We start from the raw sequence: 11,624 nt of genomic DNA on the forward strand, positions 1-11,624 counted from the left end.
AATTGCCAAGCTTTTGCTAAACTAAACGCAAAAATAACACTTTCGTTTGAGTTCAGGCGTTTTAGCGCAAAGAGCCAATATTAGTTTTCATTACTCACCTTCTTACCTCAGTGTAACAGGCTTTCTGTATCACAAGTGAGATAAAGTCGTTTTGTTTACTATACAATAATGAGGAGTTCAGAGATGCAACTGAACATGGAAGTCCATAATTATATGGAAACATTAGTTGGGCAAGTGCTCGCCCAAGATCACTATGTCTCACAGTATAATAATGATCAATTGGCCGATTTAGCTTGTTTAGCTTTAAATCAAATTCGGCCGATTTATATTCGGTTTGATATCGATTTTTTATCTTCACTACCAGAAGAGCGTTTAGTGGTATTAAAACAGCGGGCAATGACGGCGGTGGAAGCGGCTGAATCGATGATCATTGATGATCGCCGGACCGAACGAGACACAATAGCTCCGGTTGTATATGGAAAACGTATTATCGATGAAGAAGCCGCTTTAGAATGGTATGAAACGCCGATTATGGGCAATAAAATGATGGAAAAGGAGTAGTTGTGGGATTATTTTCGCGTCTGTTTGGCGGCCAATCAAAAAAAAGAGTGCAAGAGGCTCAGCCAGTTGAATACAAAGGTTTTTTTATCTATCAGGAACCGATTAATGAGCAGGGGCAATTTCGTGTTGCTGGCCGAATTACTCAAGAAGTAGAAGGGGAAAGGAAAGAGCACCGCTTTATTCGTTCCGATCTTCTTTCCTCAGAGACGGAAGCCAAAGAACTCATGTTAAAGAAAGCACAGCTCTACATTGACCAAATGAGTGGTCAGATCTTTGAATAATTCGCCAAGCTATTGACAAAAATCATAAATAAAAGAGCCATAAGACGATATGCTTACGGTTCTTTTATATATTTGCGTACTTTGCAACAACCTGTTTTTCTCTGTTACGACTTGTGTAGATTTGCTATCTTATCTGACTTCATACACGTGAGATGTTTAAAAACAGCAAATTCAAGTCATTCTCCCAATAAATACTGATCTTAAGGTTATTTATGTCATCAGATTTTTAGGGTAAACGGATAAGAATAGATGAATCATTGTGCCAATAGTCAAGGAACTGCTATGCAAATTGGTGTACCAAAAGAAATACTCGCAGGAGAAACGCGAGTCGCTGCTTCACCCTCATCGGTTGAACAGTTAGTAAAACTAGGTTTTGAGGTCGTCATTGAATCTCAAGCAGGTATTTTAGCAAGTTTTGAAGATTCCGCTTTTCAAGCGGCTGGAGCGACAATTGCGGATAAAGAGCAAGTCTGGAATTCAGAACTGATTTTAAAAGTAAACGCCCCTGTTAGTGATGATGATATTGACGAAATTTCTTTGCTCAAGGATGGAGCCACACTGATTAGCTTTATCTGGCCAGCGCAGCAAGCTGAGCTCATGGAAAAGCTTTCACGCAAGAATATTAATGTACTTGCTATGGATTGTGTTCCTCGAATTTCTCGAGCTCAAGCCTTAGATGCTCTCTCTTCAATGGCAAACATTGCTGGCTATCGAGCGGTAGTTGAAGCTGCCCATGAATTTGGTCGTTTCTTTACTGGGCAAATTACCGCCGCCGGAAAAGTGCCGCCTGCAAAAGTCTTTGTTGCTGGTGCTGGCGTTGCAGGCCTAGCAGCCATTGGGGCTGCGGGAAGTTTAGGGGCCATCGTACGTGCTTTTGACGTCCGTCCAGAAGTCAAAGAACAAGTACAGTCTATGGGCGCTGACTTTTTAGAAGTTGACTATCAAGAAACCGCAGGCTCTGGCGATGGTTATGCTAAAGAAATGTCCGACGATTTCAACCGTAAAGCCGCAGAGCTTTATGCGGAACAAGCAAAAGATGTCGATATTATCATTACCACAGCACTAATCCCTGGGAAACCGGCTCCTAAACTGATTACTAAAGCAATGGTCGATAGTATGAAAGCCGGTAGCGTGATTGTTGATTTAGCAGCAGCTAATGGCGGTAACTGTGAATATACCGTAAAAGACCAAGTCTTTGTGACGGAAAATGGTGTCAAAGTGATTGGTTACACCGACATGGTTGGACGTTTACCAACGCAATCTTCACAGCTTTATGCCACAAACTTAGTCAATTTGCTTAAACTGCTTTGCAAAGAAAAAGACGGGAATATTCATATCGACTTTGATGATGTGGTATTACGTGGTGTTACGGTTATAAAACAAGGTGAAATCACATGGCCTGCGCCGCCAATCCAAGTTTCAGCCCAGCCTCAACAAGCACCGGCGAAACCTGTAGTAGAAAAAGCGAAGCCTGAACCGACATCACCCATCAAGAAATTTCTTGGGCTTGCCATAGGTGTTGGAGCCTTTGCTTGGGTTGCTTCTGTTGCCCCTGCTGCATTTTTAGGGCATTTCACCGTGTTTGTTCTGGCTTGTGTGGTCGGATATTACGTGGTTTGGAACGTAACACATGCTCTGCATACTCCACTCATGTCTGTTACAAATGCTATCTCCGGTATTATTGTTGTTGGAGCATTATTACAAATAGGGCAAGGAAATGGGGTTGTTACCGCCTTGGCATTCATTGCTGTTTTAATTGCAAGTATCAACATCTTTGGTGGCTTTACGGTAACCAAACGTATGCTTGAAATGTTCCGTAAAGACTAAGGGAGTTCACAATGTCTGCAGGATTAGTACACGCGGCTTATATTGTTGCTGCTCTATTTTTTATTTTGAGTTTGGCTGGTTTATCAAAACAAGAATCAGCAAGAGCAGGGAACTACTATGGTATTGCGGGGATGGCAATAGCCTTACTTGCGACTATTTTCAGCCCAGATGCTCAAGGGCTCAGTTGGATTTTACTAGCCATGGTCATTGGAGCGGCAATTGGTATCCACTTAGCGAAGAAAGTGGAAATGACCCAAATGCCGGAGCTGGTTGCCATGTTGCACAGCTTTGTTGGTATGGCGGCGGTATTGGTGGGCTATAATAGCCTACTTGATGCCCCTCTGGTGGCCACTCATGCTGAACATGTGATTCACCTTGTCGAAGTTTTTCTGGGTGTCTTTATTGGTGCGGTAACCTTTACGGGTTCTATCGTTGCTTTTGGTAAATTACGGGGAACGATTAGTTCATCACCGCTTAATTTGCCACACAAACATAAGTTAAACCTTGCGGCACTGGTTGTATCAGGCTTCTTACTGGTTAATTTCTTGAATACCGATGGGGGACTTTTCCCCTTGATTGTGATGACCGCTATTGCTTTGGTCTTTGGTTATCATTTAGTGGCTTCTATTGGTGGTGCAGATATGCCAGTGGTGGTTTCCATGTTGAACTCTTACTCCGGTTGGGCCGCTGCTGCCGCAGGATTTATGCTGGCTAACGATCTCTTGATCGTGACTGGGGCATTAGTTGGTTCTTCAGGTGCGATTCTGTCTTATATCATGTGTAAAGCAATGAACCGTTCTTTTATCAGTGTGATTGCGGGCGGTTTTGGCCAAGAGATCGTGATTAACGCGGATGAAGAGCAAGGTGAATACCGTGAGATGAGTGCAGAGGATGTTGCGGATCTACTGAAAAACTCAAACTCGGTAGTCATCACTCCAGGATACGGAATGGCAGTGGCTCAAGCACAATACCCAGTTCATGAAATTACAGAAAAACTCCGTGCGCATGGGGTGAAAGTCCGCTTTGGTATCCATCCTGTGGCTGGTCGGTTACCGGGTCACATGAACGTGCTACTTGCAGAAGCCAAAGTGCCTTATGATATCGTGCTCGAAATGGATGAGATCAATGATGACTTTGCTGAGACCGATACCGTTTTAGTTATTGGGGCAAATGATACCGTTAACCCCGCTGCACTCGAAGATCCGAACAGCCCAATTGCAGGTATGCCTGTTTTAGAAGTTTGGCATGCTAAAAATGTGATTGTCTTTAAACGTTCAATGAACACGGGTTATGCTGGAGTACAAAACCCTCTGTTCTTTAAAGAAAACACCTATATGCTCTTTGGTGATGCAAAAGAGAGTGTAGACTCCATATCTAAAGCATTGTAATCTTCTGCCTTAGGTTCGAATAAAGCCAGCATCTGCTGGCTTTATTCATTTTAGACATGGCCTAATCTTTTTTGACGTTAGCTCTGTCTATTATTGACAGTGATATAACAAGAGCACGTTATATCCATCAGATAATTAATCTCCATTTTTGGGGTTTTATGATCAAACGAGCATTAACATTGGCGATCACTATTCGTCGCCCCCTTATTTTTTTATGGGCGAGCATCTCCGTCTTTTCGGTTTATGCCGATTCGTTACCAGAGCGGATCGATCAGTTTGTTTCATCGTTTGATTACCAAACGGCGGTCGTCACTTATGACATTCGTAGCATCCAGAAAGAGTACCCCACACGGCTCTTGATTCACGAAACGATGTTACCGCAAACATCAGCTTATCCGCTAAAGGATATACAGTTACTGTATCGATTAGCTGAAAATTGTTCAGGTAATTTACCGTTGAACCCTTTGGTGACGGAACCGTTGGTTTTTACTCGAGCACTATGTAAAGGTACAAAGTTGCCGATACGTTGGTTTTCTCGAAGCGCACTCATTCACCCTGGCGGTGGAACTTATGCTGCTCGTTATGTGGAATCTTATCCTGACATGTTTGCTGAACTTGAATCATTTATGCATATTCAAGAACGTCCAAAAGCCCCAGAAGAGAGTCTACTTGGACGGCTGCAAATCATGGATGAAGAAACGATGAGCGCCTTGATTTCAGGCGCCGTGATGTTCAGTGATGGAGCTCTGTTTTGGCTTAGAAAAGGGGACAAGTACTACCTATTCGAAGAAAGCATCTGGCTACAGAATGTAAGTAAGGCCGGATTGTCTTTTACCTTAGCCAGTAATGATAGCTCCTGTTTTGTACAGCGGGGCAATTTATGCTGGGACATAGAAGATCACTCTGATCTCTTACGTATTAGTATGGTGATCTTGGTGATTGCCAATATCCTACTGGTGATCGGCTGGTCTATTTACCGATGGAATTCCAAACGACAAGATATGAAAAGTCGGATGCTCATTTTACAGATTCTCACTCATGAGCTGAGAACTCCGATTGCCAGCTTGTCGTTAACGGTTGAAGGTTTTCGACGTGAGTTTGAACGTTTGCCAGAATCCGTATACGATGAGTTTCGCCGACTCTGCGAAGATTCCCGTCGTTTAAGGCAGTTAGCCGAAGCAAGCAAAGACTATTTGCAATCAGATAACAAACCACTGGCGACGGATTGGGTGCCTTCCGTTGCTGAATGGCTAGAATATAAAGTTGAAGAAGAATTTGTAGAGCCGATTGAATTTATTATCAACCAAGATATCGCCGCAAAATTAAATGTCTACTGGCTGGGAACTTGTGTGGATAATTTAATCCGCAATGCGGTCAAATATGGCATTCCTCCAATAAGATTGGAAGTTTTGACACAAGCAAATTCTGTCACCATCAAAGTGACAGACCAAGGAACACTGACAAATAAAGACTGGCGTCATTTACGCAAGCCCTTTGTTAGCAAAAGCGGCTTAGGACTTGGCTTAACTATTGTAGAATCGATGGTTGGGAGGATGGGGGGCTCGATGACCCTCATTGGACCACCAACCACTTTTATATTGGAGATACCCTGTGAAACAGACATTGCTTCTCGTTGAAGATGATAAAAACCTCGCTGACGGCTTATTAGTTAGCTTGGAGCAAGCAGGATATGACTGTTTACATGCAGAAACCATTGCAGCTGTAAAACAACATTGGGAAAAAGCGGATTTAGTGATTTTGGATCGCCAATTACCAGATGGCGACTCAGTGCAGCATATGGCTGAATGGAAAAAAATCAAAGAGGTTCCCGTTATCTTATTAACGGCACTGGTGACCGTCAAAGATAAAGTAACGGGCCTTGATGCAGGAGCCAATGACTATTTAACTAAGCCTTTTGCTGAAGCTGAGCTGTTTGCCAGAATTCGAGCCCAGCTTCGCTCTCCTGATAGTGATGAACATGATGATAGCAAGGTAATGACTCCCAATTTGCTTATTGATAAAGCGACGAGAGAAGTCTTCTTTCATGGGCAATCTGTGACCCTAACTCGAACAGAATTTGATTTGTTACTCTTTTTAGCCAGTAACTTAGGGCGTGTTTTTACCCGTGATGAACTTCTGGATCACGTATGGGGATACAATCATTTCCCAACAACACGAACGGTTGATACTCATGTTCTACAACTACGCCAAAAGCTTCCCGGATTAGAAATTGAAACGTTGCGTGGTGTGGGATACAAGATGAAAGCCTGATATGCAAAAAAAAGCATTTATCTTAGGCACGTTAGCGAGCGTGCCTTTCCTTGTTCATAGCACTGGTTGGTTTGAAACAAACACCCCTTTAACTCAAGCCCATCAAAACTTACTGACCAATGATCTCGAGAGTATGTTTGCTTCTTTGGTTGAGGTGTGGCAACTTGAACAGAACCAAAATATACAAACTCATCTGAATGATTTATTAATTCAATCACTTTCTGTTGATTGTGGAAAAGGGTTACAGAGTAAACCGTTTCCTGAATGGATCAAATCTATCACCATTACCAATGTCGATATTCAAAGTCCGGGGAGGGATGCCTACCAAGTCTTAGTTGAAGCACAAACAAACAAAGAACTGGTAGATGTTAAGTTGACGAAGTGGGTTAAGAAGCCACTTTCTACGGATGTCATACTTAACCTAAAAGGTGACAATGTCACGAATGATTGGCGAACCTATCTTAAACGCTACAACTTAAATACAAAGCTACCCATTGGATTATATCGGCTAGATATTACTGCAAATGATCAAGAATCTTGGAGTTCCTGGGTGATTTTTGGCGAGCCTAAAGCGAAGCAAACCGTGCGTTGGGCCTCCAAAGATAAGTGGGTAGTAGATAAAAATGCACTACTCAATCGATACTGCCCATTGCCAAAACTGGATGTATCCGTTTTTGATTATATCGATAGTGAGTATAAAGAGATCTGGACGAAAAGTTATGAATCGGATTACCCCACCGAACTTGAACTCACAAGTTTAGCTTCTGATCGTTACGTCCTCGCCGTATCAATGACTCATCAACGTTGGCAGGGAGCAATAACCATTGAGCAGGCTCAAGTTATCAGTAAAACCTATAATGTTTCACTAGAGGAATAGCTAAAGTTAATAGAGAATAGGTCGTTAAAACAAAAAAGAGACTGACGGTTTATTTAGCATGAAGTATAAAATTCACCTTTTAGTGTTATCGACCACATTGGCAGCAGGAAATGCCTTTTCTGCCAATTATGCCATTGAAGCCCGTGGTGATGCTATGGGGGGCGTAGGGGTAGTTGCGGCGAACTACCTGACAGCACCATTTTATAACCCTGCGATAGTTGCTATTTATCGACGTAGTGATGATGCGGGTATGATATTACCGAGTGTTGGCCTAACCTATAACGACCCAGATAAGCTTGTTAAAGGCATTGATAATATCGCAGATTTAATCAATAGCAACGATCTGTCAAAAGCGAGTGAGCTACAGGCTGCCATGGACAATATCGATGGCAGTGTCCTTAACGCCAATATAGGAGGGGTCGTTGCTTTTGGAATTCCGAATCGTTATATCTCTGCCAATATTTTTGGCAAAGCTTATGTTGAAGCCTTCGCCGCTCCAGTGATAGCCAATACTTGCTCTGATCCCAGTGAAGCTGATAGTTGTACTCTTGAAAAAGCACAAAAGAGTACCGTCAATGCCGTTTCCGTCGCCGTAACAGAGGTTGGAATATCATTAGCAAAATATCAAACGGTATTAGGACAACATATGTCCTTTGGTATTAGTCCCAAGCTACAACGTATCTATACCTATGTTTATCAAGCCAGCTTTACCAACTATGAGTTTAAAGATTTTTTAGATGAGGGGACCGGTGAAACCACCTTTAATATTGATGCGGGGGCATTATGGTTTCATGGCCCTTATCGATTAGGGCTTTCAGCAAGTAATTTAGTCAGTCGAGACATACAGACCCGTAGTATTGGCAATACACAATATGAATACCAAATTCGTCCACAGATTACATTGGGGGCAGGGATTGTCGCTGATTATTTTTCTCTTAGTGTTGATTATGATTTGAATACCGACAAACGCTATAAAGATTTTGCGGATGACACACAAATGATCAGAGTCGGTGGAGAAGTGGACATTCTGAGACAACTGAAGCTCAGAGCAGGGTATAACAAAAACTTAGCTTATAGTCATTCAGAAGATACCGTAACTGCTGGTGTTGGTCTCTCTCCACTTGGATTATTTCAATTAGATATTGGTGCGAGTTATACCAATGAAAAAGCGATGGGAGCCTATGTAAACTTCCTTGCGAGTTACTAAATGAACCTCTATAGTTTGGCTCCTTTATAGGAGCCTTTTTTATGTTTGATGATTTACCAACCTTAACCCATGCAGAACAACAAGCCGCAGTTGAACAAATTCAACAATTGATGTCACAAGGTATGAGTACAGCACAAGCCATTAAAGTTGTTGCCGAAGAAATACGGGCTAAGCAAACAACTGCCTCTCAAAGCAAAGAGTAAACTACAGAAAAGACTAAAGAATAGGGCGCTAAAAGCGCTCTTTTTTTTTGCTCAAAAAAGCAAAACCATTAAAAATTACTTTTATTTTATATACTTATGGAAGAATTAAATGCTGCCATAAGCGCATCAGAACGGACTAAGGAAAGGGGGGTTGTAATAAAATTACACGATGAACAATGGCAATATTCTTGCCAGTTTAATATGCTAAAACGTAACGCTGTCACTTATTGCGCACGAAGAACAATCAGAGATGTCGGGATATAGCAGGAGTTTTATTAGTGGTGAATTGTTTAGACTTTTACATAAAATGAGGTAGAGAAAAAGCTCATTAATATATAGTGACAATGTCACATTTAATGAGCTTTAAATGATAAGAACTGATTTACGAGGTTAACAAGCCAAGTATTATTGTGATGCTTTCAGGGCTTGATCAAGGTCTGAAATTAAATCATCGATGTGTTCAATTCCAATAGAGAGTCGGACCATATCGGCTGAGACACCCGCAGCTTTTAACTCTTCATCATTGAGTTGCCGGTGTGTTGTTGCGGCTGGAATAGCAGAACAACTTTTTGCATCGCCAATATTAACCAAACGAAGTATTAATTTCAGAGCATCATAGAAGCGGGCACCGGCATCTCTTCCTCCTACAATCCCAAAACTTAAGATCCCCGATGCTTGTCCCTGCATATATTTTTCTGCTAGGTGATGATCTTTATGTGTGGGTAAACCTGCATACTTTACCCAACTCACTTGTGGATGCTGGGAGAGCCATTGAGCAACCGCCAAACTATTTTGGTTAATACGCTCGATACGCAGCGCTAACGTTTCTAACCCTTGTAGAAGATTCCATGCCGATTGAGCACTGAGTGCAGCCCCCATGTTACGAAGCGGTACGACTCTTGCCCGAGCAATAAAGGCAGCAGCACCAATATCTTGCGTATAGTTCACGCCATGATAAGAAACATCGGGTTGGTTAAGTAAAGGGAAACGCTCTGTATGTTCAGCCCATGGAAATTGTCCTGAATCAACAATTAATCCACCGATAGTGGTGCCGTGCCCACCAATATATTTGGTGGCAGAATGTACGACGATATCAGCACCATGTTCAAAAGGACGCAAAAGAAATGGGGTTGCAACCGTATTATCAACAATCAAAGGAACACCATGCTGATGAGCAATATCCGCTAAAGCTTGAATATCGACAATACTGCCAGATGGGTTACCAATACTTTCACAAAAAATAGCACGAGTATTCGCATCAATAAGCTGAGCGATGTGATTAAAGTTATCTTTATCAGCAAAACGGACTTCAATTCCTTGTCTTGGTAATGTATGAGCAAATAAGTTATATGTTCCACCATAGAGCTCACTGATTGAGACAATATTATCTCCAGTTTGAGCAATAGTTTGAATCGCATAGGTTATAGCCGCCATACCCGAAGCCACGGCTAAAGCCCCAACACCGCCTTCAAGGGCTGCAATGCGCTGCTCAAGAACATCACACGTTGGGTTCATAATTCGAGAGTAAATATTCCCTTGAACTTTTAAGTCAAATAGATCGGCGGCATGTTGAGCATTATCAAAGCTAAATGATGTGGTTTGGTGAACGGGGATCGCAACAGCATTTTGGTTATCTGGTTGGTATCCATGATGTAAAGCAATAGTTTCACGTTTCATTACATATCCTTGTTGTATCTAACGTTTTTCCATCAAAGCATGAGGATAAAAGTAAGTCAATCATTCCCTATACCAGTGCGCATTATGGATATGAGTTATGTTGAGGGTTTGCCTTTTGGCCTGAGAGCCCGTTAAGAGTGGGCGAAAGACTTAGCTAAATCCGGCCAGTGCAACGCTGGCCGTGATGCTTAGGAAAGAGAATCGCTTAACAAGCGAAGCCCGTAATATAACTTGCATAATGCGCATTTGAATCCCTGCTTTTTAACCTCAACCGCTCGCCGCAAGTAAATTTCGCTACGCGAATATTTACGAGGAAGCGGAATTTCCCCTACCTGCATTAAGTCAGCGGTCGCCGTTCTTCTATCTATTGACGTGTATTTGGCGACCAAACGATGAATGACGATGACCAGACTGAGGAGGAGGATTAAGGAGAGCAGGGAGCCGCATGTAATGTACCCTTGTCTCATTTTGAGACATTTGTGGATAACTTGCCGTGCTGCTTTTTGACCGCGAAGCGGTTCGGGTTCCTGTTACACCCGAACTAACTCCGGAATTCCGGAATTTTCAATTAAAATTTATGTTCACTTTCATACCTCATGAATGACTCTTCATCTTCTTTTTTTTGCTGCTCTGCAATTTCATATCCATGCGTTGCTATATGTTCTGCATATTGCTCGGCCTTTTCTTTTTCGTACATGTATTTTTCAAGAAGCATTTCATCTGTCGGCCTTTCATTATCCAGTTTTTCCATAAACCCTTTTTTATCTTTGATGAATTCAAATAGGATAAATGTGAATGTAACCTCATCTAACTCTTTCATTATGCTTGCGGTTTTTTTCATAAATTGTATTTCACTTATGTCACTATCAAATTTTTCTCCCCTGCATATCTCGGTTTCACTCACACATAATATTTCGGCAAGCTTTTTAATATCGCTTGCTTTCGGCTCGTTTTTACCATTTTCCCATTTCATATAAGTTTGAGCCGTTACACCTACGTGTTCCGCTACTTCACTTTGCTTTAACTGCTTACGCTCACGCATTTCTTTTAGTACATCTTTAAGCATTATTTTCATTCCTAGGTATCCTTTTGTTTGATTATATATCTACTTTTTGACACCTAGAGTTTACATGTGCATTTGTATAGTTTAAAGTATGAAAAATCATACTTGACAGGTTTTTTTAGTGTTCTTTATCAACCAGCTTTTCATGCAACAAGATTATCCTGACGGTGGGCTACCATTCGTTGGGATGCATGTTATTGAGCGCATCGATATGGAAACTGGAGAGAAGTTACCACCAAATGTTAATCAGAAGGTTTTAGAGGGCTCTT

Annotated in this window: 11 protein-coding genes and 1 pseudogene; 10 read left to right on the forward strand and 2 right to left on the reverse strand. The window is 41.9% G+C overall.

Features of this window, described 5'->3' with window-relative positions:
• Positions 1 to 183: 183 nt before the first annotated feature.
• The 9 genes from B5D54_RS01495 (at position 184) to B5D54_RS01535 (ending at position 8,615) form a co-directional block, all read left to right on the forward strand.
• On the forward strand, positions 184 to 561 hold the full coding sequence (locus tag B5D54_RS01495) for a late competence development ComFB family protein (RefSeq protein WP_078924700.1): 378 nt from the start codon (positions 184 to 186) through the stop codon (positions 559 to 561).
• A 2-nt stretch (positions 562 to 563) separates the two neighbouring features.
• Positions 564 to 842, forward strand: coding sequence for an HlyU family transcriptional regulator (locus tag B5D54_RS01500; RefSeq protein WP_078924701.1), 279 nt, complete (start codon positions 564 to 566; stop codon positions 840 to 842).
• A gap of 282 nt (positions 843 to 1,124) precedes the next feature.
• Positions 1,125 to 2,669: a Re/Si-specific NAD(P)(+) transhydrogenase subunit alpha gene (locus tag B5D54_RS01505; protein ID WP_078924702.1), complete on the forward strand. Its 1,545-nt coding sequence runs from the start codon at positions 1,125 to 1,127 to the stop codon at positions 2,667 to 2,669.
• 11 nt (positions 2,670 to 2,680) lie between these two features.
• Positions 2,681 to 4,057, forward strand: coding sequence for a Re/Si-specific NAD(P)(+) transhydrogenase subunit beta (gene pntB / locus B5D54_RS01510; RefSeq protein ID WP_078924703.1), 1,377 nt, complete (start codon positions 2,681 to 2,683; stop codon positions 4,055 to 4,057).
• Between the two features lie 134 nt (positions 4,058 to 4,191).
• The gene (vxrA, locus tag B5D54_RS01515) at positions 4,192 to 5,694 is read left to right on the forward strand and encodes a sensor histidine kinase VxrA (RefSeq protein ID WP_229601136.1); all 1,503 of its coding nucleotides are present in this window, start codon (positions 4,192 to 4,194) and stop codon (positions 5,692 to 5,694) included.
• The gene (gene vxrB / locus B5D54_RS01520; protein ID WP_078924705.1) at positions 5,669 to 6,328 is read left to right on the forward strand and encodes a response regulator transcription factor VxrB; all 660 of its coding nucleotides are present in this window, start codon (positions 5,669 to 5,671) and stop codon (positions 6,326 to 6,328) included. Before vxrA ends, vxrB begins: the two co-directional genes overlap by 26 nt.
• Before the next feature lies 1 nt (position 6,329).
• Positions 6,330 to 7,205, forward strand: coding sequence for a DUF2861 family protein (locus B5D54_RS01525; protein ID WP_078924706.1), 876 nt, complete (start codon positions 6,330 to 6,332; stop codon positions 7,203 to 7,205).
• A 58-nt stretch (positions 7,206 to 7,263) separates the two neighbouring features.
• Entirely contained in the window at positions 7,264 to 8,412 is a 1,149-nt protein-coding gene (locus tag B5D54_RS01530) for a conjugal transfer protein TraF (RefSeq protein WP_078924707.1), read from the forward strand.
• 41 nt (positions 8,413 to 8,453) lie between these two features.
• Positions 8,454 to 8,615, forward strand: a complete 162-nt coding sequence (locus tag B5D54_RS01535; RefSeq protein ID WP_078924708.1) for a YoaH family protein — start codon at positions 8,454 to 8,456, stop codon at positions 8,613 to 8,615.
• A 405-nt stretch (positions 8,616 to 9,020) separates the two neighbouring features.
• Here B5D54_RS01535 and B5D54_RS01540 read toward each other — a convergent pair whose 3' ends face one another.
• Positions 9,021 to 10,292 (reverse strand): O-acetylhomoserine aminocarboxypropyltransferase/cysteine synthase family protein, encoded by a 1,272-nt coding sequence (locus B5D54_RS01540; RefSeq protein ID WP_078924709.1) that lies wholly within the window; start codon positions 10,290 to 10,292, stop codon positions 9,021 to 9,023.
• 568 nt (positions 10,293 to 10,860) lie between these two features.
• On the reverse strand, positions 10,861 to 11,358 hold the full coding sequence (locus B5D54_RS01545) for a helix-turn-helix transcriptional regulator (RefSeq protein WP_242004485.1): 498 nt from the start codon (positions 11,356 to 11,358) through the stop codon (positions 10,861 to 10,863).
• A 118-nt stretch (positions 11,359 to 11,476) separates the two neighbouring features.
• Here B5D54_RS01545 and B5D54_RS17480 point away from each other — a divergent pair.
• A pseudogene (locus B5D54_RS17480) lies at positions 11,477 to 11,624 on the forward strand (phage/plasmid replication protein, II/X family); the annotation flags it as partial.

The organism is Vibrio cincinnatiensis DSM 19608 (assembly GCF_900167345.1).
Taxonomy (GTDB): domain Bacteria; phylum Pseudomonadota; class Gammaproteobacteria; order Enterobacterales; family Vibrionaceae; genus Vibrio; species Vibrio cincinnatiensis.

Bases quoted from the DNA above. Each gene is read 5' to 3' on its own strand.
- B5D54_RS01495 (WP_078924700.1), top strand. From the start codon at position 184: ATGCAACTGAACATGGAAGTCCATAATTATATGGAAACATTAGTTGGG.
- B5D54_RS01505 (WP_078924702.1), top strand. From the start codon at position 1,125: ATGCAAATTGGTGTACCAAAAGAAATACTCGCAGGAGAAACGCGAGTC.
- pntB (WP_078924703.1), top strand. From the start codon at position 2,681: ATGTCTGCAGGATTAGTACACGCGGCTTATATTGTTGCTGCTCTATTT.
- B5D54_RS01525 (WP_078924706.1), top strand. From the start codon at position 6,330: ATGCAAAAAAAAGCATTTATCTTAGGCACGTTAGCGAGCGTGCCTTTC.
- B5D54_RS01530 (WP_078924707.1), top strand. From the start codon at position 7,264: ATGAAGTATAAAATTCACCTTTTAGTGTTATCGACCACATTGGCAGCA.
- B5D54_RS01535 (WP_078924708.1), top strand. From the start codon at position 8,454: ATGTTTGATGATTTACCAACCTTAACCCATGCAGAACAACAAGCCGCA.
- B5D54_RS01540 (WP_078924709.1), bottom strand. From the start codon at position 10,292: ATGAAACGTGAAACTATTGCTTTACATCATGGATACCAACCAGATAAC.
- B5D54_RS01545 (WP_242004485.1), bottom strand. From the start codon at position 11,358: ATGCTTAAAGATGTACTAAAAGAAATGCGTGAGCGTAAGCAGTTAAAG.